This is a genomic window from Kibdelosporangium philippinense (assembly GCF_021390435.2).
GTDB classification, from domain to species: domain Bacteria; phylum Actinomycetota; class Actinomycetes; order Mycobacteriales; family Pseudonocardiaceae; genus Kibdelosporangium; species Kibdelosporangium philippinense.
Map to the genome: position 1 here is coordinate 1,338,078 of NZ_JAJVCN010000002.1, position 24,127 is coordinate 1,362,204.

The 24,127-nt window shown below is 65.7% G+C and carries 19 protein-coding genes; 4 read left to right on the top strand and 15 right to left on the bottom strand.

Going from position 1 to position 24,127, the window contains the following annotated elements; genetic code table 11:
• Positions 1 to 19: 19 nt before the first annotated feature.
• The 12 genes from LWC34_RS25340 to LWC34_RS25395 form a co-directional block, all read right to left on the bottom strand.
• Entirely contained in the window at positions 20 to 1,405 is a 1,386-nt protein-coding gene (locus LWC34_RS25340) for a PhoX family protein (protein ID WP_233727642.1), read from the bottom strand.
• Between the two features lie 82 nt (positions 1,406 to 1,487).
• A complete protein-coding gene (locus LWC34_RS25345; RefSeq protein ID WP_233727643.1) occupies positions 1,488 to 1,667 on the bottom strand; it encodes a DUF6104 family protein in 180 nt (59 codons plus the stop codon).
• Between the two features lie 63 nt (positions 1,668 to 1,730).
• The gene (locus tag LWC34_RS25350; protein ID WP_233727644.1) at positions 1,731 to 5,435 is read right to left on the bottom strand and encodes a multifunctional oxoglutarate decarboxylase/oxoglutarate dehydrogenase thiamine pyrophosphate-binding subunit/dihydrolipoyllysine-residue succinyltransferase subunit; all 3,705 of its coding nucleotides are present in this window, start codon (positions 5,433 to 5,435) and stop codon (positions 1,731 to 1,733) included.
• Positions 5,436 to 5,951: 516 nt separating this feature from the next.
• A complete protein-coding gene (locus tag LWC34_RS25355) occupies positions 5,952 to 9,683 on the bottom strand; it encodes an ABC transporter ATP-binding protein (RefSeq protein ID WP_233727645.1) in 3,732 nt (1,243 codons plus the stop codon).
• 106 nt (positions 9,684 to 9,789) lie between these two features.
• Positions 9,790 to 10,623 (bottom strand): ABC transporter permease subunit, encoded by an 834-nt coding sequence (locus LWC34_RS25360; protein ID WP_233727646.1) that lies wholly within the window; start codon positions 10,621 to 10,623, stop codon positions 9,790 to 9,792.
• On the bottom strand, positions 10,623 to 11,612 hold the full coding sequence (locus tag LWC34_RS25365; protein WP_233727647.1) for an ABC transporter ATP-binding protein: 990 nt from the start codon (positions 11,610 to 11,612) through the stop codon (positions 10,623 to 10,625). The genes LWC34_RS25360 and LWC34_RS25365 overlap by 1 nt, the downstream gene beginning before the upstream one ends.
• A gap of 39 nt (positions 11,613 to 11,651) precedes the next feature.
• Positions 11,652 to 12,062: a hypothetical protein gene (locus tag LWC34_RS25370; protein WP_233727648.1), complete on the bottom strand. Its 411-nt coding sequence runs from the start codon at positions 12,060 to 12,062 to the stop codon at positions 11,652 to 11,654.
• Positions 12,059 to 12,250: a hypothetical protein gene (locus tag LWC34_RS25375; protein WP_233727649.1), complete on the bottom strand. Its 192-nt coding sequence runs from the start codon at positions 12,248 to 12,250 to the stop codon at positions 12,059 to 12,061. The genes LWC34_RS25370 and LWC34_RS25375 overlap by 4 nt, the downstream gene beginning before the upstream one ends.
• A gap of 490 nt (positions 12,251 to 12,740) precedes the next feature.
• On the bottom strand, positions 12,741 to 13,853 hold the full coding sequence (gene ald / locus LWC34_RS25380) for an alanine dehydrogenase (protein WP_233727650.1): 1,113 nt from the start codon (positions 13,851 to 13,853) through the stop codon (positions 12,741 to 12,743).
• A gap of 113 nt (positions 13,854 to 13,966) precedes the next feature.
• A complete protein-coding gene (locus LWC34_RS25385; RefSeq protein WP_233727651.1) occupies positions 13,967 to 15,499 on the bottom strand; it encodes a PucR family transcriptional regulator in 1,533 nt (510 codons plus the stop codon).
• Positions 15,500 to 15,745: 246 nt separating this feature from the next.
• Positions 15,746 to 16,189 carry a VOC family protein gene (locus LWC34_RS25390; protein WP_233727652.1) on the bottom strand — a complete coding sequence of 148 codons (444 nt, stop codon included), beginning with the start codon at positions 16,187 to 16,189 and terminating at the stop codon, positions 15,746 to 15,748.
• Positions 16,186 to 16,536, bottom strand: coding sequence for a PadR family transcriptional regulator (locus tag LWC34_RS25395; RefSeq protein WP_233727653.1), 351 nt, complete (start codon positions 16,534 to 16,536; stop codon positions 16,186 to 16,188). The genes LWC34_RS25390 and LWC34_RS25395 overlap by 4 nt, the downstream gene beginning before the upstream one ends.
• 61 nt (positions 16,537 to 16,597) lie before the next feature.
• Here LWC34_RS25395 and LWC34_RS25400 point away from each other — a divergent pair, with 61 nt between their 5' ends.
• On the top strand, positions 16,598 to 16,999 hold the full coding sequence (locus LWC34_RS25400; protein ID WP_233727654.1) for a VOC family protein: 402 nt from the start codon (positions 16,598 to 16,600) through the stop codon (positions 16,997 to 16,999).
• 29 nt (positions 17,000 to 17,028) lie between these two features.
• The gene (locus LWC34_RS25405; RefSeq protein ID WP_233727655.1) at positions 17,029 to 18,147 is read left to right on the top strand and encodes a DUF5925 domain-containing protein; all 1,119 of its coding nucleotides are present in this window, start codon (positions 17,029 to 17,031) and stop codon (positions 18,145 to 18,147) included.
• Here LWC34_RS25405 and LWC34_RS25410 read toward each other — a convergent pair.
• Positions 18,138 to 19,013: an SGNH/GDSL hydrolase family protein gene (locus LWC34_RS25410; protein WP_233727656.1), complete on the bottom strand. Its 876-nt coding sequence runs from the start codon at positions 19,011 to 19,013 to the stop codon at positions 18,138 to 18,140. The genes LWC34_RS25405 and LWC34_RS25410 overlap by 10 nt on opposite strands.
• Positions 19,014 to 19,022: 9 nt before the next feature.
• Positions 19,023 to 20,540, bottom strand: coding sequence for an aklavinone 12-hydroxylase RdmE (gene rdmE, locus LWC34_RS25415; protein ID WP_233727657.1), 1,518 nt, complete (start codon positions 20,538 to 20,540; stop codon positions 19,023 to 19,025).
• Positions 20,541 to 20,651: 111 nt separating this feature from the next.
• Here rdmE and LWC34_RS25420 point away from each other — a divergent pair, with 111 nt between their 5' ends.
• Positions 20,652 to 21,953 carry a bifunctional o-acetylhomoserine/o-acetylserine sulfhydrylase gene (locus LWC34_RS25420; RefSeq protein WP_233727658.1) on the top strand — a complete coding sequence of 434 codons (1,302 nt, stop codon included), beginning with the start codon at positions 20,652 to 20,654 and terminating at the stop codon, positions 21,951 to 21,953.
• The gene (gene metX / locus LWC34_RS25425; protein WP_233727659.1) at positions 21,950 to 23,011 is read left to right on the top strand and encodes a homoserine O-acetyltransferase MetX; all 1,062 of its coding nucleotides are present in this window, start codon (positions 21,950 to 21,952) and stop codon (positions 23,009 to 23,011) included. The genes LWC34_RS25420 and metX overlap by 4 nt, the downstream gene beginning before the upstream one ends.
• Before the next feature lie 553 nt (positions 23,012 to 23,564).
• On the opposite strand, the gene LWC34_RS25430 is transcribed toward metX, so the two are convergent.
• Entirely contained in the window at positions 23,565 to 24,050 is a 486-nt protein-coding gene (locus LWC34_RS25430; protein ID WP_233727660.1) for a hypothetical protein, read from the bottom strand.
• Positions 24,051 to 24,127 lie beyond the last annotated feature (77 nt).

Below are 24,127 nucleotides of genomic sequence, written 5' to 3' on the forward strand. Positions count from 1 at the left end.
AGTGAGGTGCTCGTCTGTGTCACAGCGAGCCGTCGCGCCACGGACCGGTGATCGCGAACGTGATCCCCGGAGTCTGGATGTTGGCGAACAACCACTTGCCACGAATGGGGTCGAATGTGGATCCGCACCATTCCCTGGTCGAGTAGTCACCCGGCCGGATCGCCGGCTTGCCAGGCACACCGTTCGGGATGACGACATTGTTGGCAGCGAACGGGAAAATCTCTCCCTTGCCGGTTAGTCCGTGCATGAACTGCACACCGCTGCCGTCTTCGCACAGGACGATCCCGCCGCGCGGGCTGACCGCGATGTTGTCCGGATTGGACAGAACATCCTGCCCAGGCGACGCGAACAACACCCGCAACCGGCCATTGCGCGGATGGAACTCGAAGACCTGGCCAAGGCCGGTCGGTCCGCCGCTGGTGGACACGATGTAGATGCGGCCGTTGCCGTACCACGCGCCTTCGAGCCGGGAGAATGTCGCGCCACCCTTGGCAATTCCTTGGTCCGTTGGCCGAGGCACGTCAGGGCCTGGGTCCGGTTCGTCGATCCGGACCCAACTGGTCTCGTGGTAGACCGTTCCCGCCGGGTCGGCGCTGGTGCTGTAGGTGGCGTCGCCGATCTTGAGCATCTCCAGCACACCACCGGCCCGCAGATGCCCACGAACCTTGGGGCGGAAGCGGAACAGGCCCGCCGTGCCGTCGTCCTCGGTTTCGTAGACGTAGCCGGTGTCCGGATCGATCGCGACAGCTTCGTGCTCGAACCGGCCCATCTCTTTGAGCGGCTTCGGATCGCCCTTGCCGGTCGCGGGAACTTCGAAGATGTAGCCGTGCTGACGACCGGTGGTCGGGTTGACGTCCAGCGTCTCCTCGCACGTCAACCAGGTGCCCCACGGCGTCGGCCCGCCCGCGCAGTTGCGCACAGTGCCGGACAGGCTGGCGAAACTGTGTTCGAACTTGCCGTCATCAGGGTCGAACACGATCGTGCTCGTGCCGCCGCCCGCGTCGGAATCGTAAGCGGGATCAGTGAATTTGCCGTTGAAGCCGCCAACTTCGTGATTGCGGACGAGATGCACGCCACCCCGTCGCCCGGCGCGGAACGCCGCCATCCCGTCATGCAACGACGGCGTCGGGATCCCGTCGTCCATCAGGTCGCCGGTCCAGCCGTAGCTGATGTATTCGAACCCGCGAGGCAGAAGTAGTAAGGGAAGTCCGGTGGTGTGGTCCCGAACCGGCGCCAGTGGGCCATAGTCCGGGCTGTGCGGGCGTCTGGTGTTCCGCTCTGTGGCGGCCATCGCTGATCTCGTGGCCAGCGCGTCCAACGCGGTGGCACCGGCCAGAACAGCCGCCCCGCCAAGCAATGCACGACGGCCAACATCAGGACGTGGTGGTTCTGTGTGCTCGGTCACAAAGCGAGACTCTTGTCGCACACCATGGCCGTTAAGCAACATCAGCCCAACGGTTCAATGAATGTGCCCGATAACCACGTTTCTAGTCGTCGATGTCTTCGTCGTCGCGCGCGAGGTACGTGGCGAGGCGCTCGACGGCCTCTTCGTAGTCGGGGTTGGCGTCGACGAAGGCGCGCAGTTTCTCCGCGAGCCAGCCGAGGGTGACTTCCTCGTCGCCGCGGCGCCCTTCGAGCTCTTCGATTCCCCGGTCAGTGAAGTACATAGGTTCTCCATACACAAACGGCTCCCGGGGCACGCGCCCCGGGAGCCATCTTTATACAAGACGTCAGTCGGCGAAGGCCTGGTCGATCAGGCTTCGCTGCTCGACCTCGTGCACCTTCGACGAACCAACCGACGGGGCCGACATCGGGCGCCGCGAGACGCGCTTCATGTTGCCCATGCGCTCCGGGAACTTCTCGCGCACGAACAAGCCGTAGAACGGCCACGAGCCCTGGTTGGCCGGCTCTTCCTGCACCCAGCGCACGTCCGTCGCGTTCGGGTACTTGTCGAAGATCTGGCCGAGCTTCTTCACCGGCACCGGGTAGAGCTGCTCGACACGCACGATCGCCGTGTCGGTCACGCCGCGCTTGGCCTGCTCGGCCGCCAGCTCGTAGTAGAGCTTGCCGGACACGAACAGGATCTTGCGCACGCTCGCCGGGTCCGGCTGCGTCGGGTCGTCGAGCACCGACATGAACCGGCCGGAGGTGAAGTCCTCCACCGCGCTCACCGCCGCCTTGTTGCGCAGCATCGACTTCGGCGTGAAGACGATCAGCGGACGGGTCACGCCGTCCAGCGCGTGCCTGCGCAGCAGGTGGAAGTAGTTCGCCGGCGTGGACGGCACCGCCACGGTCATCGAGCCCTCTGCGCACAGCTGCAGGAACCGCTCGATGCGGCCAGAGGTGTGGTCAGGGCCCTGGCCTTCGTGGCCGTGTGGCAGCAGCAGCACGACGTCGGACAGCTGGCCCCACTTGGCCTCCGACGACGAGATGAACTCGTCGATCACCGACTGCGCGCCGTTGACGAAGTCACCGAACTGGGCTTCCCACAACACCAGCGCGTCGCCGTTAGCCACCGAGTAGCCGTACTCGAAGCCGACCGCCGCGTACTCCGACAGCGCCGAGTCGTACACCAGGAACTTGCCCTGGTCGTCGCTCAGGTTCTGCAGCGGCGTGTACTCCTGGCCGGTCTTGCGGTCCACGACCACCGAGTGCCGCTGCACGAACGTGCCGCGACGGGAGTCCTGACCCGCGAGGCGGACCATCTTGCCTTCGAGGTTGAGCGACCCGAACGCCAGCAGCTCGCCGAACGCCCAGTCGATGTCGCCCTCGCGAGCCATCTTGGCGCGCCGCTCGAGCACCGGCTTGACCCTCGGGTGCGGGGTGAAGCCCTCCGGCAGGTTGATGTGCGCGTCCGCGATGATCTCGATCACCTCGCGCGCCACCGCGGTCGGCACGCGGGCCGGGACCTGCTGCTCTTCCTCGACCGACGGGCTCGGCACCGGTGGGTGTTTCTCGAGCTCACGCACCTCGTTGAAGACGTGCTCGAGCTGCGAGGAGAAGTCACGCAGTGCCTTCTCGGCCTCGTCGACCGAGATGTCGCCGCGGCCGATCAGGGCCTCGGTGTACGTCTTACGCACGCTGCGCTTGGTGTCGATGATGTCGTACATCGCCGGCTGGGTCATCGAGGGGTCGTCGCCCTCGTTGTGGCCACGGCGCCGGTAGCACAGCATGTCGATCACGACGTCCTTGTTGAACGCCTGGCGGTAGTCCATCGCCAGCCTTGCCACCCAGTGGCAGGCCTCCGGGTCGTCACCGTTCACGTGGAAGACGGGCGCCTGGATCATCTTGGCCACGTCGGTCGCGTACTGGCTGGAGCGCGAGTGCTCCGGCGCGGTGGTGAAACCGACCTGGTTGTTGATGATCACGTGCACCGTGCCGCCAGTGCGGTAACCACGCAGCAGCGCCAGGTTCAGCGTCTCGGCGACGACACCCTGGCCAGCGAACGCGGCATCACCGTGCAGCGCGACCGGCAGGACGGAGAAGCCGCCGACGTCGCCACCCTTGTCCAGGATGTCCTGCTTGGCCCGCACGATGCCTTCCAGCACCGGGTCGACCGTCTCCAGGTGCGACGGGTTGGCGGTCAGCGACACCTTGGTCTCGCCGTCGCCGAACATCCGGAAGTACTTGCCTTCGGCACCGAGGTGGTACTTCACGTCACCGGAGCCGTGCGCCTGGCCGGGGTCGAGGTTGCCCTCGAACTCACGGAAGATCTGCGAGATCGGCTTGCCGACGATGTTGGCGAGCACGTTCAGGCGGCCGCGGTGCGGCATGCCGATGACGACCTCGTCCAGCTCGTACTCGGCGGCCTTGTCCAGGACCGTGTCCAGCAGCGGGATGACGCTCTCGCCGCCCTCGAGCGAGAACCGCTTCTGGCCGACGTACTTGGTCTGCAGGAACGTCTCGAACGCCTCGGCGGCGTTGAGCTTGGACAGGATGTACTTCTGCACGGCCGCGTCGGGCTTCTCGTGCGGGATCTCGACGCGCTCCTGGATCCACGTACGCTCGGCCGGGTCGAGGATGTGCGTGTACTCGATGCCGACCGTCCGGCAGTACGAGTCACGCAGCACGCTCAGCACGTCCCGCAGCTTCATCCGCTCCTGGCCAGCGAAGCCACCGACGGCGAACTCGCGGTCCAGGTCCCACAGGGTCAGACCGTGCGACAGGATGTCCAGGTCGTCGTGCCTGCGCTGGCGGTAGTTCAGCGGGTCCGTGTCGGCCATCAGGTGACCGCGGTTGCGGAACGCGTCGATCAGCTCAATGACGCGCGCGGCCTTGTCGAGCGTGCCCTCCGGGATGTCCTGCACCCAGCGGATCGGCTCGTACGGGATGCGCAGCGAGGTGAAGACGTCGTCGAAGAACTTGTCCTCACCCAGCAGCAGCTGGTGGATCCGGCGGAGGAACTCGCCGGACTCCGCGCCCTGGATGATCCGGTGGTCGTAGGTGGACGTCAGCGTCATGATCTTGCTGATGCCCATCTCGACCAGGGCCTTCTCGCTGGTGCCCTGGTACTGCGCGGGGTACTCCATCGCGCCGACACCGATGATCGCGCCCTGACCGGCGGTCAACCGTGGCACCGAGTGGTTGGTGCCGATGGTGCCCGGGTTGGTCAGCGAGATCGTGGTGCCCGAGAAGTCCTCAGTGGTCAGGTGACCGCCACGGGCCTTGCGGATCAGGTCCTCATAGGCCTGCCAGAACTGCGCGAAGGTCATCTCCTCGCAGTTCTTGATGGACGCGACCACGAGGGTGCGCCCGCCGTCCTTGGCAGGAAGGTCGATCGCCAGGCCGAGGTTGACGTGCTCCGGCGTGACCAGCTGTGGCTTCCCGTCCACGTTGGCGTAATGCCGGTTCATGTTCGGGTAGTCCTTCAGCGCACGTACCAGGGCGTACCCGATCAGGTGCGTGAAGGAGATCTTGCCGCCGCGGGTCCGGCGCAACCGGTTGTTGATCACAACCCGGTTGTCGAACAGCAGCTTGGCCGGGACAGCACGGACGCTCGTCGCGGTGGGGACCGTCAGCGACTGTTCCATGTTCTTGGCGATCGCGGCGGCGGCGCCGCGGATCGGCTTGCTGGTGTCGCCGTCGTCGGCCTTTTTCGCGGCTGCTGGCTTCGGCGCTGGGGTCGTTGTCGGCTTCACCGCCGGCTTCGGGGGAGCCGGCGCTGTCGCCTTGGGGGTCGTCGCGGCCTTGGGTGCGGCTGGCGCCTGGCCGTTGGTGTCGGGAGCAGGCGGCTCGATCTTGGTGACCGTCTTGGTCGCACCTGTGGCGCTGCTGCTCGACACACCCTGAGTCCGCTGCTGCGTGGGCTTGTAGTCGGCGAAGAAGTCGTGCCACGCGGGGTCTACTGACGCGGGATCCGCGAGGAACTGCTCGTACATCTCTTCGACGAGCCACTCATTGGGGCCGAACTGTGACGCAGGGCTGCTGCTGGACACGGCTGGCACTCGCCTCTATCCATCTCGTTCTCGATATTGAACACACTCGCCAACCAAGGCTAGTACCCCGCTCGGGCTGTGTGTGACCCGATTGAACCTTGTGCGCATGCCAATGATGGGGTATTGCTCACTGAATCGATCAATGAATCGATTCTCCCAGGAGATCTGACCCATCGCCAGACGTTCGTCGGACGACGACCCGACTGGTCTAGCCCCTACCCGCCCACCCGAAGTTCGTACGCCAAGTGAACAAAAGAACGGCCGGGTTCGGGCGAGGGCGCGACTTACGCGCGTCCACCGGCTCCCGCGCCAAGGGCGGTGCAATGCAAGATGCCCTGAGGCAAAAGTGCGCAAGGAACGGTCAACACGGTGTGCCGCAAAGGTGGACACGGTCGCAAGCAACGTGCAACACGGTGTGCCGGAACGGTGGACACGGCCTTCAGGAACGGTGGACACGGTGTGACGGAATGGTGGACACGCGCGTGCTTTGGGCTGGGCTTGGGCTGGGGCTTGGGGTTAGTCCACGAGCATGTCCGCTGGGGATTCGGTTGTGCCGAATTGCCAGAGGCGGGCGTAGTGGCCGTTGGCGTTCAGCAGTTCGGTGTGGGTGCCTTGTTCGGCGATGCGGCCTCCGTCGAGGACCACGATTCGGTCTGCTTGGGCGGCTGTGGCGAGGCGGTGGGCGACGACGAATGTTGTGCGGGAGCGGGTGAGGTGCTCGCTGGCGGCGAGGACTTGGGCTTCGGTTGAGGGGTCGAGGGCCGCGGTTGCCTCGTCGAGGAGGAGGACGTCGGGTTGGGCGAGTTCGGCGCGGGCCAGGGCGACGAGTTGGCGTTGGCCTGCGGACAGGCCCTGGCCGCGTTCGCCGACCTGTTGGCGGAAGCCGTCGTGCAGGGAGGCGACCATGGGGAGGGCGCCGACTGACCGGGCGGCGTCCTCGATTTCGGCGCGGGAGGCGTCGGGGCGGGCGTACGCGATGTTGTGCGCGACGTCGCCGGTGAACAGGTGCGCTTCCTGTGGGACGACGCCGAGGCGTTGGCGGAACGAGGTCAGGTCGTAGTCGCGTATGTCCACGCCGTCGATCAGGACTGTGCCTGACGTGACGTCGTAGAAGCGGGCGACCAGTTTGACCAGTGTGGATTTGCCCGCGCCGGTCGCGCCGACGAGTGCGATGGTTTCACCTGGGGTCACGCGTAAGGTCACGTTCGCCAGTGCGGGTTCTTCGACGCCGAGGTAGTGGAAGGACACGTCCCGCAGCTCGACCTCCCCGCGAAGGTGGGCGGGCGTGGGCACTGGGTCTGGGGTGGGGCGCAGGGAGCTTGGCGTGCGCAGCAGGTCGCCGATTCGGCGCAAACCGACGCGCGCCTGCTGGTATCCGTCGAACACGCCGCTGAGCTGCTGTACGGGGGCGAAGAACAACCCGAGGTACAGCAGGAACGCCAGCAGTACGCCTGGGCTCAACGAACCTTCGGCGACCCGCGTCGCGCCGACCACCAGCACCGCGGCTCTGGCAACCCCGGAAAGCATGTCCACGAACGGGAAGTACGTCGCGATGTATCGCTGCGCTCGGACGCGGGAGCGGCGGTACGCGTCACTGCGCTCCGCGAATGCCTGGGCTGAAACACCTTCGCGGGTGTAAGCCTGCGCGACCCGGAGGCCGGACACGTTCTCCTGCATGTCCGCGTTCACCGCGCTGACTCGCTCGCGGGCTTCCGCGTAGGCCACTGAGGACAGTCGCTGGAAGATCACGGTCGCGATGATCACGATCGGCAGCACGGCCAATGCGACCAGCGCCAGTGAGACGTCGGTTACCAGCAACGCCACTGTCACGGCGACGACGGTCAGCAGGCTGGCTACCGCCGTCACCAGGCCGGTCTGCAGGAACGTCGACAAAGCGTCGACGTCCGTGGTCATCCGGGTCATGATCCGGCCGGCCATCTCGCGCTCGTAGTAGTCAAGCCCGAGTCGCTGCAGGTGCGCGTAACTCCTGACCCGCAACAGGAACAGCAGCCGTTCGCCGACGCGGGCGGCCCATACTGTGGCTGCCGCGCTGGATGCCCAGCCGAGGATGACCAACAGGGCACCCAGTCCGGCCGCGAACCAGAGACCGTTGGGCGATCCGGTCACGACACCGTCGTCGATGCCGACCCGGACCAGCGAAGGCAGCGCCATCGACAGGATGGCGTCGGCGATGACGAGCCCGCCCACCAGCACCAGCGCCCACCGGACCGGGCGCAACAGCCTGCGCAACGAGAACTGTGGGTCCGGTGTGGTTGGGTCTTCGCCTGGTATGTCGGGTTTTTCGGTCGCTGGCGGCAGGGCTTCGATCTGCGCCAACAACTCAGGCGTCGCGGGAATCGCGACCGCGGCCGCACCTGGGCCACCTCGTGCGCCTGCCATTCGCACGCTCGACGCGGTGGCCGTCGCGTGCTCGGCTTCCGGTGCGTCGTCTGGCCAGAGTGCACCGGTCACGCCGTCCGGGCTGAGTTCGTCCGGCGAGCAACAGCACTCGTCTTCGATCGCCTCGGTTTGGCTGGCAAGCAGGTTGCGGTAGAGCGCGCAGCGCGCGGTCAGCTCGTCGTGCGTGCCGACGTCCACCACCTTGCCGCCGTCGAGCACGGCGATCCGGTCGGCCAGTTGCAGGCTTGACCGGCGGTGGGCGACGAGCAGAGTCGTCCGGGTCGCGGTGATTTCCCGCAGGGTGTCATGGATCGCGGCTTCCGTTGCTGTGTCCACTGCGGACGTTGCGTCGTCGAGCACCAGCACACGCGGATCGGTCAGCAACGCGCGAGCCAAAGCGACGCGTTGACGTTGCCCGCCCGACAACGTCAGGCCGCGTTCACCGACGATGGTGTCGTAGCCCTCGGGCAGTTCTGTGATGAAGTCGTGCGCCTGCGCGGCCTTGGCGGCGGCGATCACTTCTTCCTCGCTGGCTTCCGGGCGGCCGTAGGCGATGTTTGCCCTGAGTGTGTCGGAGAAGAGGAATGCCTCCTCGAACACGACGCCGACCGCGTGCCGCAACGACCGCAGCTTCAGGTCACGGACATCCACGCCGCCGACCTTGATCGCGCCTGCGTGCACGTCGTAGAACCGAGGCAGCAGCATGGAAATCGTCGATTTGCCGGATCCGGCCGTGCCCACGAGCGCCAACGTCTCGCCTGGGGCCACGTGCAACGACAAGCCGTCTAGCACCGGCTCGCTGCGCGTGTACCCGAATTCCACGTCCTCAAGGGAGACATCCAGTGGGCCGTCTGGAACGGCGCGCGCGTCCGGCGATTCCTTGACCTCGGGCTGCGAGTCGATCAGGTCGTACACGCGGTCCACGCCTGCCCTGGCCAGTTGCGCGTTGATCACCAGGTTCGACAACAGCCGCGCAGGACCGACCAAGTTGGCGACATAGCTGGTGAACGCGAGGAAGGTGCCCAGCGTGACCTGGCCGTTCAGCGCCATCCAACCGCCGAGCGCGAGCACGCCAACCTGGCCGAACGCAGGCAACGCGACCAACGTCGCCGCCGGTTTGGCCGTCAGCGACGCGGCACGCATTCGTTCGGCGAACAGCTTGCGCGCCGCCTTTTCCAGCCGCGAGACCTCGCGGAACTCCTGGCCGAATCCCTTCACAACCCGCACGCCAGTGACGGTTTCCTCGACGTGCTGCGCCAGATCGGCGGCCCGCTGCTGCGCCGACCACGTCGCCGGGAACAACCTGCGGCGAGTACGGACGCCGACCACGACAACCAGCGGCGCCACGATGAGCGCGACCACGGTCAGCAGCGGCGACAGCCAGATCATCGCGCCGATCGCGATGAGCCCGAAGAAAAGGGTGCCGATCGACAGCGGAACCATCGACAGCAGGCCCTGCACCAACTGGAGGTCGGTGATCGAGCGGGAAACGACCTGGCCGGTGCGCAACGCGTCCTGCTTGGCGCCGTCAAGTCGTTGTACCGCTTGGAAAACCTGCTGCCGCAGATCGTGCTGGACGTCGAGGGCGAGCCGTCCGCCAAGGTAACGGCGCAGGAACGCGGAGCCGAACGTCAGCAGCTCCAACGCGATCAGCACCGCGACGATGACCGCGAGGCCGTTCGTGTGCCCGGCCACCGCGCCGTCGACCGCGATCTTCACCAGGATCGGGCCGACCGCCTGGAACCCGACTCCGATCAGGGAGGCGAGTATGGACAGCAGGACGAGACGGCGGTGCTGCCAGCACGCGCGCGTCAGACGCCGGATCCAGCCTGGTGAGTTTTCGGGCACTCGACCAGGTTATGCGCACCCTACGACAAAACCGCGTTTCAGCAGGTCAGCCCTCGTGAGTGGTTACGCCGGTTCTAACCGGCGTAACCACTCACGAGGGCTGACCTCAGGTTATGTCTCGGCGGCGCGCGACCAGCCAGCCCGCCATGCCGAGCGCGAGCGCGTAGACCACGAAGATCAGCCCGCTGCCCCACCACGGCGGCGCGTAGGTCATGCCCAGGATGGAACGGACCTCGTCGAGGTTCGGGTCGAATCGCCTTGCCCGGGCGGGCACATCGGCGAGGAACAGTTCGAACGCGAGGTGCAGCGTCATGTTGCTGCCCGCGGTGTTCAGCAGGTACGGCGGGATCTCTGGGGCGTCGTTGGTCCGCAGCACCACGCCGATGATCGGCTCGACGACCAGGACGTAGACCAGCACGCCGACCACGGCACCGACCTGGTTGCCGATCAGCGCGCCGACGCCGACACCCAGCAGCGTCCACATGATCATCGCGACGACACCGGCGGACGCCAGCGTGAACCACCCGGCGCCGTCAGGGAAGTTGTCGCCCAGCAAGGCCCCGAGGGTCGCGGCGAGCATGCACACGACCCCGTAGACGGCGCCGATTGTGGAGTATGTGAACAGCTTCGCGGCCAGTACGGCACCACGAGTCGGCCCGGTCAGGTAGCTGGTGGTGATCGTTTTGTGCCGCATCTCGCCGGTCACCGCGGTCGCGCCGAGGATCAGGCCGAAGACGGACGCGAGGTTGATGCCCTGTGCGAACGCGGGCAGCGCGAACAGGCTGTTCTCGCCGGTTGCGCGCCCGAAGAGGCCGATGTTGTCCAGCAGCGCGCCGCCCCACGTGAACAGCAGGCTGATCGCGGCAGCCGGGATGAGCAGCGCCCACCACAGCTGTACCGAGAAGATCTTGCGGTACTCGGCGGTGATCAACTGTTTCATCACTGACCACCGTCCTGCGGCCGTTGCCACTGTTGATGCCATTCCGGCGGTGGTTGCTGCTGGGTCGCGTTGTAGTGGTTGCCCGCGAACTGGCCGCTGGTGAGCTGGAAGAAGATCTGTTCAAGGTCGGCGTGCTGCGAGTACATGCCGTAGATCGCCACGCTCGCCGCCAGCGCGAGGTCACCGACCTGCTCCGGTTCGGCGCCGGTCACCGCGATCATGCCGTCCGGCAGGTGTTCGATGGCCGTGTGCCCGGCCTCTTGCAACGCCGTGATCAGCCGTTGCGGGTCGGACGGTCGCACGATCACCCTGCCCTGCTGGGATTTCCGCAGCTGGTCGAGCGGGCCGTAGTACATGGCCTGGCCGCGGCTGAGGATGACGACCTGCTCGACGGTCTGCTCGACCTCGGCGAGCTGGTGGCTGGAGACCAGGACGGTTCGGCCGGTTCGCGCGAAGTTCTGCATGAACGTTCGCAGCCACACAATGCCTTCCGGGTCAAGGCCGTTGGCGGGTTCGTCGAGCACGAGCACCTGCGGATCACCCAGTAGCGCGGTCGCCAGCGCGAGTCTTTGCCGCATACCCATGGAAAATCCGCCCGCACCACGGTCGGCCGCCGATGCCAGCCCGACCAGTTGCAGCACTGTGTCCACGCGCTCGTCAGGCACGCCGATCGCGGCCGCGTACACGCGCAGATGGTTACGTGCGGTCCTGTTCGGGTGAAAACTCTGTGCTTCCAGCACGGCACCGACGACGCGCCCTGGGTTGCCGAGGTTGTGGAACGGCTGCCCGTTGATCGTCGCGTAACCGGCTGTCGGTGTGACGAGCCCGAGCAACATTCGCAGCGTGGTGGTCTTACCGGCGCCGTTCGGGCCGAGGAAGCCGGTCACCGAACCGGGTTCCACCGTGAAGCTGAGGTTCTGGACGGCGACAACTTGGCCGAACGTCTTGGTCAGGTTCTGGACTACGACCCGCCCGCTTCCGTCGTGCACGCGTGTCCTCCCACTCGACTGGTGGGCGACATCCTGCCATCAGGTGCGTGGGACGGGCGGGATCTCCATGGTCTGCTCGGCGGGTGTCTCCGGGTGCGTGGATGTGCCCGGGTGTTTGGATTTACGCAGCGCCCGGCGGACCGAGTTGCGCAGCGGCCGACGGCGTTGCCGGTGCGGCACGCCTTCGCCGATCAGGTGTTCGTGCGCCATCCGCCACACCTGACATGGCCATTTCTTGCCTCGCCAGCCGCGTGGGCAGGCGTTGCAGCGGCGGTCAGGGCCGGGTTGGTGCACGGTCAGCAGGAGCCGCCAGCCGTCCGCGAGACGGCTGATCTCCGAGCGTGCCAGCGGCAGCAGGGTCGCCGGGTCGCCTTGGTCGGCGACCTGGTCGAGCAGGTCGAGCCGACGCAGTACCGCGGCCCGGAGCATGTCGTCCAAAGGATGGCTCATGGCTCGGTCGCCCGTCCTGCCGCTTGGTCAAGGGCTTGCCGGAGTCTCCGGGTCTGCTGCGCGGACAGCACGGCTGACGCGCCGGGAGGCGGTACGAGCACCACCTTGCCGCGCTCCACGATCACCGTCAGTGCCCGGTCCCGACCGAACGGATCATGGCACTGGACGTCCCATCGCGGCTCAGCCACGAAAGCCTCGAAACATCACCCTGAATCCATCGACAAGTCACCCCCCGGACTGAAGGGCGCCACCAGCCCGACCGGAACAAGTTAGACAAGGATTGGTACACCAACTCGCGAGTAAGGCAGCGAGAAGACTGTGAAGACAAGCGGCAAGCGGCACGAACGGCGAGAGGAATCGGCCCCAACAAAGAGGCGCTGGTTCCAAGTCCAACGTGCCCAGCGCTGGAAGGCGAGGAGCTCGCACCGTGGGGGGTCTGGGGGCTCGGCCCCCCAACATAATTCGAGGCGACCCGGCGAGTTGCGAAGCAACGAGCAGGATCGCCCTGAGTCGAGGACGGTCCGCTCAACCAGCCTGGGGGTCACCGGGAGCGGACCGTCTTCTACAGCTTAAGCAATAAAGCTCGTCTCCGCTGCATCGGGGTGGTCGGTATTTTTTGACAGAACCCCGCTACCAGTGGTGAAAAGCCAATATGCCCTGGTAAACGTGATCGAGATCTCAAACGATCTCGGCCAGTGGCGTGTGTGCAAGATCGTGAGCGGCTGCCACCGGGCCGTTCGTGAGCGCGCCTCCGTGCATGTTCAGACCCAGTGCGAGCGACGGGTCGTCACGAAGCGCGGTGTGCCATCCCTTGTCAGCCAACGCGACCGCGTACGGCAGCGTGACGTTGGTCAGGGCGTAGGTCGAGGTCCGCGGCACGGCGCCGGGCATGTTGGCGACGCAGTAGAACACCGACTGGTGGACCATGTACGTCGGGTCTGCGTGCGTCGTCGGCCGGGAGTCGGCGAAGCAGCCGCCCTGGTCGATCGAGATGTCCACGAGCACCGAACCTGGCTTCATCCGCTCGACCAGCTGGTTTGTCACCAGCTTCGGGGCCTTCGCGCCTGGCACGAGCACCGCGCCGATGACCAGGTCGGCTTCAAGCACTGCCTGTTCGAGGGTGAGGCGGTTGGACGTGACCGTGCGGATCCGGCCGTTGAAGTCCACGTCGATCTGACGCAGCCGGTCCACGTTCGTGTCCAGGATTTCCACGTCAGCGCCCATGCCATGGGCGATCCGGGCGGCGTTGATACCGGCGACTCCACCGCCGATCACGACAACCCGCGCGGGGTGCACGCCCGGGACACCACCGGGCAGCACGCCGCGGCCGCCGGACGGGCGCATCAGGGAGTACGCGCCGACCTGCGGGGCGAGGCGGCCTGCGACTTCGGACATCGGAGCGAGCAGCGGAAGGGCGCCGTTCGGGGTTTGCACGGTCTCGTACGCGATCGCCGTCGTGCCCGCCGCGAGCAGCGCGTCGGTCAGCGGCTTGTCCGCGGCGAGGTGCAAGTAGGTGAAGAGGACCTGGTCCTTGCGCAGGAACTGGTACTCGGAGGCGATCGGCTCCTTGACCTTCATGACCATTTCGCCCTCGGCCCAGACCTCTTCGGCCGTGGCGAGGATCTTGGCGCCTGCCGCGAGGAACTCCTCGTCCGGGATCGCCGAGCCCGCGCCCGCGTCGGCCTGCACGAACACGTCGTGACCGCGTGAGGTCAGCTCGTGCGCGCCTGCTGGGGTGAGGGCGACTCGATACTCGTGGTTCTTGACCTCGCGAGGGACTGCGATCTTCACGGCGTGCTCCTCCATCCGGGTGTCTTATCCCACGGTGCGGCACACATTCCGCCCTGTCATCGTTCTCACAGCACTAGTGCGGCCCCTAAGCGTTGTTTTACGAGCACAAGTCGCTAGGCCCATCGAGTCGTGGCGAGCTGGACGGTCACCGCGAGCCGGATGTCCGGATCGTCCAGGTTCAGGCCGGTCAGCTCGATCAGCCGGGTCATCCGGTACCGAAGCGTGTTGGCGTGGATTCGTAGCGCCCGAGCAGCGGCTTTCGGGTCGCCGGGATGCCGCAGCCACTCGTACAACGTGTCGACGTACGAAGATCCGGACTGCTCATCGTGGGTGCGCAGGATCGCCAGCGGACCCAGCTCCGCCGCTCCCGTCGGCGACGCGGCCGCGGCAACCCTGTGCAAGGCAACAACTGGCCATGCCTCGTCGTGCGTTGCTACGGGACCGTCGACCAACCGGGCTCGTACGAGACCGAGCGCTTCCTCAGCCTGGGCCCGTGACTCGGCGAGGTCCGTGATCTCCGCGGGCGATCCGACGCCCACGAAGGCACCGGTCTCGTTGCGTAGAGCCTCGCTCAACGCGGGCCACCCCGCTTGATCAGGCACGATCGCGTAAAGGATGCCGTGCAGTTCGGTGACCGCGGGCCGACGGCCGACGCCCGCGGTGATCCGCTCCCACAACGCGAGCCGCAGGCCCTCGGCATCGAGGGCGTCCGTGGTCTGCACGTCGATCGCGACCACCCGATGGGGTTCCTCGTCGAGGTCCAGCTCGGCTGCCGCCAACCGGACGCTTCCCTTGCCTTGCAAGACCGTTCGCACGAGCTCAGCTGACCGGCGCCGTTCCGCGTCGGCCAGCGCGCGGCGTCGCAGCAGGTGCAACGCGACGACGGGAGCCGTGTCCGCGAACGCGGCGGCGCGCTCGTCGGACACCGGACCGGCCACGACCGCCCACATTGAACCGAGCAGCTCACCGCCCATCCGGATCGGCACGATCAGCCGCGGCAGCGTCCCATCTCGTTGGGCGGGAACGAAAATCGTGGTCCGGCCACGGCTGAGGTCACGGAACACGCCGCGGGACCGGAATCGGGCAAGTACGTCATCGGGGACGCGCCTGCCCATGATCGTCGACACGCGGGCGGGGTCGGTCCTGTCCTGGCGAGCCGAATACGCCAGCACCCGCGAGTTGGCGTCCTCAATGGTCACTGGCGCGTCGACGACCGCGGCGGCCGCGTCCGCGAGCCGGAACAAGTCGCCGAGGCCCTGATTGCCCGGTTCGGTCGCATGTTCGTCGTCGGCGGCCGCGTCGAGGACCGTGCGTAGCAGCCATACCAACTGGGCCCACGCGGTCGCGTTGTGTACTTCGATGACGGCCGTTCCGGTGTCACGGGCCGCTGTGAGCACGCCAGCTGAACTCGCCAGCGGTGGCTTGAGCAGCACTGCGGCGGCGCCGTGAGATCCGCAGTATTCGACAAGCTCAGCGGCCTTGCCCGCGGAGTTCACGGTGACTCCGAGAACGAGGTCGCCGTCGGCCACATGCGTGCGTCTGCCCAGCTCAGCGATCACCACGTCGGTGACGCCCCGGTCGCTCGGCAGCACGGTGCGCAGGAGCGTGGGGCCGACCCGGTCGGCCACCCCTTGCACCGTGATCACAGATCCCTCCCGTCTTTGGACTCCAGTGTGGGCCGTTTGCCGGGAAAGTTGGTCCTCGCGACACGCAACCTTTAACAGTGTTGCGTCGTCTTTCGGTCAGAGGGTTTAGTAACGCGCACCTTGGGGTACTGCGTAAGCGGTCCACAGCTCAGGGTGACCGTCTGGGGCTCGCACACCCGGCCTGCCGGGTATTCGAGCGGTGGTGTGGTCGTCATCGGGGGCGGCCACACCACCGCACCAAAGCCCCTACACCTCTTCGGGTGAATTACGAAGTACCTCATCGAGTGAGATCTCGTCGCGGACCGAGCAAAGCGCCCAGCGGTGTCCGAACGGGTCGCGCACGATGCCGTAGCGCTCGCCCCAGAACGCCTCCTGGACGGGCAACTCGACGGTCGCGCCCGCGAAGACCGCCCGCCTCGCGAGGTCGTCGACGTCCTCGACATCCAGCGACAGCAGGACGGGCGAGTCGCCTATGGTCTGCGGGCTCAGTGCGTTGAGATTCGGCGTCTCCTCGCTGACGAGCAGCCTGCCGCCGCCGATCGCCACGTCAGCGAACAGCAGCGTGCCGTCCGGCAGGCGATTGACGAAGACCACCACGGCGCCGAACGCCTTGCGGTAGAACTCCAGCGCGGCGGGTACGTCGCGGACGAAGATGTGCGGCGTCAGGCTGATAGCCCGGCTGGGAGTCACGCTGATCGCCGCCTTCCCAGCAGACCCGCGTCGGACGCGACGGCCACGAGACGTGAGAGCAGTTCGGCTTCACGGCTGGCGGCGATCCGGCCGAGTTCGGTCAGCTCGTAGTAACGACGGCGTGCGTCGTGCGGATCCGGGCTCTCGCTGGCCACTTCGACCACAAGGCCGTCGGCTACGAGCCGTTGCAACGTCCGATAGAGCGTGCCGGGTCCGAGCCGGACGGTGCCGTCCGAGACGTCCTCCACGAAGCGCATGACCGCGTAGCCATGCGCCGCGCCTCCCGCCAGCGCCAGCAGGACCTGAAACCCGGCGGGGGTCAGCGGTGGGGCATTGCGGTCCGCCATGTCCGGAGTATACAGTCCAGCCCCGTTATATCCATGATGGTTATATCCGGGAGTGATAGAGATGATCCGCGGTGTCAACCAGGTCGTGCTCTACGTGTCCGACCAGCAACGAGCCAAGCAGTTCTGGGTGGAGAAGATGGGCTTCACCGTCGCCGAGGATTCGCCGTACGGCGAGAAGGAACGGTGGATCGCGGTCGCGTCGCCCGACGGCAACATGCGAATGGTGTTGTCGCTCAGGCAACCCGGCTACGAGGAGCCCAAAGCGCCCGACGGCATGCCGACTTCGAACATCATGTTCTACAGCGATGATGTCCAGCGCACATACGCGGAACTGACCGCGAAGGGCGTCAATTTTCCCACTGCGCCAAGCAAAATGTTCTTCGGCTGGTGGTCGGTGTTCGAAGACGACGAAGGCACCCGGTACGCGCTCGGCGAACAGTGGGGTACGAATAATCCGTTGTAGCAGACGGGAAATCGCGAGATCATATCGGGGTGTCCAAGCAGCAGCTGCATGTCGTGAAGACGGTCACCGCGCCAGAGCCGGTGTCCGTTGTGCCGACGCGCATGTCCCTCGACTCGGACGACAGCTCGTTCGACGTCTTGGACGCTTTGTTCATCAGCCTCTACACCACAGGCGAGCACACGGCGTCCCGTACCACGAGGATCGATCCCATCAAGGAGGATGCGACGTTTCTGCCTTCCGGGGCAACAGTTCTGCGGGAGGCACGCGGTGACGCGCGAACTTATGTGCTGGCAACCGGTGAAGGCTGGATGCTGCTGTCACATCGCTGGGATGACAGTGTGACCGTGTCCGTCACCGCGGTCACTGACGAGATCGCCGAAAAGGTGCTCGCCGAAGCGGTCGAGGGTGTGAAAGCGGAGCCGTCGGACGACGCTGACGTTGTCAGGATTGGATTCTGGTACCTGAGCGGCCACGGTCCGCACCGCCGCAACCGTGACATCACGGCGCCGAACTGGGCGGAGATCCGTCGCAACTACACGGCGAGCGTTGGCACGGCGTTCGACAAGCTGATGGCGACCACATCCGACGATCTCAGCGGACGGTTGTTGCTGTTACACGGTCCACCTGGCACGGGAAAGACCACCGCGCTGCGGGCGATCGCGCAGTCGTGGCGGGAATGGTGTGAGGTCGACTGCGTTCTCGACCCGGAGCGGCTGTTCGACAAGCCGTCGTATCTGTTGCATGTCGCGCTGGAGAACAACCAGGACGACGACAAGCCGTGGCGGCTGCTGTTGCTGGAGGACTGTGACGAGCTGATCCGTGGCGAGGCGAAGGCGTCGACCGGGCAGGCGTTGTCCCGGTTGCTCAACCTCACCGACGGTCTGCTCGGGCAGGGCTGCCAGACGATCATCGGCATCACCACCAACGAGAACCTGGCGCGACTGCACCCCGCAGTCACTCGACCTGGCCGGTGCCTTGCCCAGATCGAGGTTGGTCCACTGTCACAGGCCGAGGCGAACACCTGGCTGGACGGCAAGGCCACCGCGCCCGGTCACGGTGCGACCCTCGCCGAGCTCTACGCGATGGTGGCGGGATCGGCGCCGATGACCGCAGAGACGACCGACGACCACGGTGGTCTCTACCTCTGAAACCGTCCGAACAGGACAGCCGGAACGCTCAGCGCGGCAACCGCCTGCATGCCTTTGGCGTTCGGGTGCATCTGGGCGGCCGGTGAAGAGGGGAACAGGCCCTCGACCCATTTGCGGTCGGTGGGCTGGCATGCGTCGTGCCCATACGAATATGGATACGGGTTGACGAACGAGGCCTTGTGCTTCGCGGCCTGTGCGCCGAGCTCCGTGTTGAGCATGCGCGAGGTGCGGTCGAAGTACGGCACGTCACCCGCGGCGAACGGGACCTGCGGGAAGCAGGTCCCGCTCGCGGGCAGGATCCGCAAGTAGCTCACCACGACGATGTGGGCGCGTGGTGCGCGCTTGCGGATCCCGCCAAGCACAGCGGAGATCTTCGGGCCGACCGCGGTGATCCTGGCCGCCAACTGGTCCTTGCCGCCCGCGGTGTACTGCCGTTCGCACGGATTTCCCTGCGTGTCCTTGGCTGCGAGACGGCCACAGGTCGCCAGGATCTCGCCGAACCCGATGTCGTTCCCGCCGATCATCAGCGTGACCAGCTGGGTGTCGGCTTTCACGGCGTTGAGCTGCGGCGGGTTCGTCCCGCCGGAGACCTGCTGCGGCCTGGTCATGTCGACCGTCCTGGCGCCACCACAGGTGACGTCGGTGAGACCGGGAATGCGCAGCCATTTGGCGATCAGCGCGGGGTAGTTGTGGTCCGAGCGCGCGCATCCGGCTGGCTGCCCTACTTGTTGCGGGATACCGGGACCGGACGCGTATGAGTCACCCAATGCCACATACGTGCGGTACAGACCACCGGGTTTCGGCTGTGCTGACGCCGGAGCCACGAGCAGACTGAGCAGCGTCACCACCAGCACGAAGACTCGCATGCCGACAATCTAACAACACAACACCTCGCGCAGCACGTTCTTGAGGGTGTCCTCGTCGGCATTCGACCTGGTCCGCCAGGCTACGACGCCGTCCGGCCGGAGCAGGCTCGCACCTTCGCGGCCGACGCCGAACCGGTCGTACTGCTCGCCGAGCGACCGGTACTGGATTCCCGCATCGATCTTGTCCCAGTTTCCGTCTGGACCGCCGAGCAGTGCCCAGCCCGCGCCCCATACGTCCAGTGTGGACTCACCGGACGGCAGAATTACGTGTGGCGCACGGAAACCTGGCTCTCCGGCGATTTCGAAGGGATTCATCGTCGGCGAACCGTCGTTGTCTTCGGGAATCACCGCGTTGGACGTGTGCCGTACCCCCAGCACGGCCTCGATCGGCCCGACTGGCTCAGGGATGTCCGGGCCTGCCAGGTGCGGCGCCATCCGGTGGACGTAGTTGAACAGTGATTCGTTGACGATCATCTGCGCGGCCAGCTTGCGTTCCGGTTCGTAGGAGTCCAGCAGGCCAGGGCCTGCTTCGCCGTGCAGGACCGCCGCGAGCTTCCATGCGATGTCGAAACCGTCGCATACAGCGGCATTTCCGCCGAGCCCGCCGGTTGGTGGCGTGACTTTGGCTGCGTCACCGACCAGGAAGACGCGGCCGTCGCGCCACCGGTCCGCGATGCGCGCGGCCATCTCCCACGGACCTTTCCAGATGATCTCGAGTTCGAGGTCTGGCGAGTCAAGGCCGATCCGCATCAGCTCGGCGATCCGGCTTTCCGGGTAGTCGTCGAAGGATTCGCCGTTCTCCGGGTGGTACTCGATCGAGAAGATGTGCCGGTTGGGCAGATTGAGGTTGATGTACGCACCCGTGAAAGCCGGATTCTGCAAGTAGTACAGCCATTGCTCGCCCTTGGGCAGGACATCGGACAGGTCGGCGTCGAACACGATCCCGATGTGGTTGGACAACCGGCCGAACCCTGATCTGGGGATGCCCAGTCTTTCCCTTACCGGACTGCGGTTTCCGTCCGCACCGATCAGGTATTTCGCTCTTACTCGCTGTGTGCGGCCGGAAGTAAGGTCGAGCAGCTGCGCGGTGACCCCGTCGCCATCCTGTTCGAAGGACACCAGTTCGGTGGCGAACCGGACGTCGGCGCCATGCTTTCTGGCCTGTGCCAGCATAAGCGGCTCGGTCTGGTCCTGTGTGGCCGATCCCCATCCGGCCGGGCTGAGCACGCTGACCTGGTCGAGCAGTTCGCCGTAGTTCTCGATGATCGAATGGATCACCGTGCCGCGCAGGCTTTCCGCGACTTTGATCTTGAATGCGGACGGCGGATGGCTGACCGCGAGCACATCGTCGGCCACGCCGCCGATCTTGAGGAACTCCATGGTCCGCGGTTGTTGCCCGGCGGCCCTCGGGTGCGGCGACGTGCTCTCGTGCCGCTCGACGACGAGTACGTCCACCCCACGTCTGGCCAGGAACATCGCTGTCGACGACCCACCGAGACCAGCTCCCACCACGATTGCATCAGTCATGAGAGCATCTTAGAAACTAAGAGAGTTGGATTGCAAGACTTATTTTTTGTGAAGGTTCCAGCAGGTGGACGCTGTGGTGGGGGTAGGTGGCCGTGGCTAGCTTCTTGAGGCATGGCAACCGACGGCTGGTCCTTTGAGACCAAGCAGATCCACTCCGGTGCCGCACCCGATCCGGCCACAGGTGCGCGCGCGACTCCGATCTATCAAACGACTTCGTACGTCTTCCGCGACACACAGCACGGGGCGGACCTGTTCAGCCTCGCGGAGCCCGGCCACATCTACACGCGAATCAACAACCCGACGCAGGATGTCCTCGAGCAGCGGGTAGCGGCGCTCGAAGGCGGTGTCGCGGCGGTCGCGCTGGCCTCGGGGCAGGCCGCTGAGACGGCCACAATCCTTACCCTGGCCCAATTCGGCGACCACCTGGTGTCCAGCGCGTCCTTGTACGGCGGCACGTACAACCTGTTTCACTACACCCTGCCGAAGCTGGGGATCGAGGTCAGCTTCGTCGAAGACCCGGACAACCTCGACGAATGGCGGGCCGCGGTTCGGCCCAACACCAAGCTTTTCTTCGGTGAGACATTGGGCAATCCGCGTAGCAACGTGCTGGACATCGCCGCGGTTTCGGATGTCGCGCATGAAGTCGGCGTGCCTTTGGTGGTCGACAACACCGTTCCGACACCGTATTTGCTGCGTCCCATTGAGCATGGCGCTGACATCGTGATCCACTCGGCCACGAAATACCTTGGCGGGCATGGAACCGCGATCGCGGGCGTGGTGGTCGACGGCGGCACGTTCGACTTCGGCGCCAACGCGGCACGGTTCCCGGACTTCCACTCGCCTGACCCGAGCTACCACGGCTTGCAGTACTGGCCTGCGCTTGGGCATGGCGCGTTTGCGGCGAAACTACGTGTCCAGCTCTTGCGGGATACCGGTGCCGCGATCGCGCCACTGACAAGTTTCCTTGTGATACAGGGAATCGAAACATTGTCGCTGCGGATTGAGCGGCACGTGGCGAACGCGCAGGCGCTGGCCGAATGGCTCTCTTCGCGGGACGAGGTTCTGGCAGTGCACTACGCGGGCCTGCCTGGCAGCAAGTGGTATTCGGCGGCACAGAAGTACTTGCCTCGTGGCGCCGGTGCCGTGGTTTCGTTCGAGCTTCGCGGTGGCGTTGAAGCTGGACGGGCCTTTGTGGACGGTACCGAGCTATTCTCACAGCTTGTGAACATCGGCGATGTCCGAAGCCTGATCGTGCACCCGGCGAGTACGACCCACAGTCAGCTGACGCCATCGGAGCAGCTGATCACGGGCGTGACTCCGGGCTTGGTCCGGCTGTCGGTGGGGATTGAGGGGATCGAGGACCTCAAGGCGGACCTGGAGGCCGGCTTCCGCGCGGCAAAGGCCGACACGTGAGTGGAGGCTGGCGAGAAGGGGACCCGGCGGAAGGTCGTCGCTGGGTCCACCTTCCGCGGCCGTTGGTTCTGGAGTCCGGGTCTGTGCTGCCGGATGTGCGGATTGCCTATGAGACTTGGGGTTCGCCTTCGGCGCCCGCGGTTCTGATCCTGCACGCGCTTACTGGGGATAGTCATGTCGCGGGGACTTCGTCGCCGGGGTGGTGGGAGGGACTCGTTGGACCGGGCAAGGCGATTGACACGAATGAGTACTTTGTGGTGGCACCGAATGTGCTTGGTGGGTGTCAGGGGAGTACTGGGCCTTCTTCACCTTGTGCGGATGGAAAGCCTTGGGGTAGTAGGTTTCCTTCGCTGACCGTGCGGGATCAGGTGGCGGCTGAGGCGCTGTTTGCTGATGCTTTGGGGATTTCTTCGTGGGCTGCCGTGGTCGGTGGCTCGATGGGTGGGATGCGGGCTTTGGAATGGGCCGTGATGCATCCTTCTCGGGTTTCTTCCTTGTTGCTGCTGGCTTGTCCCGCTGCGGCTTCGGCCGACCAGATCGCCTGGGCCGCGCCTCAGTTGCGTGCGATTCGGGCTGATCCTGGTTGGCTGGGTGGGGATTACCATGGTTCCGCTGGTCCTGTGGCTGGGTTGGGGATCGCTCGTCAGATTGCTCAGGTCACGTATCGGACGGAGTCGGAGCTCGCGGCGCGTTTTGGCCGATTTCCTCAGGGCGATGGGCGGTTTGCCGTTGAGTCCTATTTGGATCACCATGCGGCCAAACTGGTCCGGCGGTTCGATGCGGGCAGTTATGTCGTGCTCACGGAGGCGATGAATTCGCATGACGTGGGTCGGGGGCGCGGTGGGGTTTCGGCCGCTTTGGGGGAGGTTCAGGCGCGGACTCTTGTTGCTGGGGTTGACAGTGATCGGTTGTATCCGCTAGCTCAGCAGGTTGAGCTGGCTGAGGGGATTCCGGGCTCTAGGGACGTCCGGGTCGTCAACTCGCCTTATGGACATGACGCTTTTCTGATCGAAACGGGACAGGTTTCGGCGTTGGTCAAGGAGTTGCTGCGGGGTTGAGGTCCGGAACTGTCGTACCCCTTCGGTAACGTGGAAATCAGGGGCTCCCCTGGTGGCGGGGTTTGTCGTTCTGGAGTGTTCAACGACTTGTCCTCGCTGGACGGCAGACCGCCCAGAGGGGATGTTGTCCTTTCAGCTTGCATTCTTCGGTTTTGGGTGGCGCGGGCGTGCCCCTGGTCCGGCCTGCCTCACGGAACCACGGAGCGTCACGGAGTCGGTAGGGCCTGGGTGGCTGGCTGGGCTGCGCTGGCCGTCCCCTTGACACCCTGTGGTTAGACAAGCCCAGGCCGAACCGGAGGGAAACACCCACGAAGCACCCCTTTGGGCTCACGCCCCCGGGCAACCGACCGGCCTCAAGCACTGATGCCCAGCCAACCGGATCGCTACCGCACTCAGTCAGGCATCACCCGGCGAATGCAGTGTGTGGCCTACCGTCCCGGCCAACGGGTCACCGCAAGCTCTACGGCTCTGCAATGGATTGCCCGCAAGCCGCCACCGCACCCCAGCCAACGGATCCTCCCGAAGCAACCCCCTGGCACCACCACACCGCAACCTAAGACAGTGCCTCGGTGATCCACTCGGCCACGGGCAAGTCCCGGCTCGTGCACTCGGCCGCCAGTTTTATCGTCCAGCGCAAGGCCTGCATCATCACCATGGCTACTTCTGCTGGCGCCGCGTTGACCAGTGCGATCTCTATCTGGTCCTTCGCGGCTTCGGTGTCCCCGTGCACCTCGGCCAGCAGGGTTCGCACCGCTGTTCTGACTGGTGGGTCTGCTTCGTCTATCGGGACTTCTTTTCCGTCGTCGTCGTAGACCTGCATCTTCACCGGCGCTGTTCCGCCTGAGCCCAGGGTCGCCACCATCGCGCTGCATTCTCTGAACAGCATCAGCATCAGCTCGGTGGCTTCGTCGCGGCCCCTGTCCTCGGCGAAGGCAGTCATTCGTTCGACTGCTGCCGTGTCTTCACCGGCGTGCATCGACGCCAGCGCTTGGCTGGCCGCTTCGATGATGCGTTGCGGTTGCTCGGAGTTCGGGTCCACTAGGACATCTTCCAACAGCCTGGCTGCCGGATGACAAGACCGGGCATGTGATCCGTCACCCGGTTGGATGATCTACG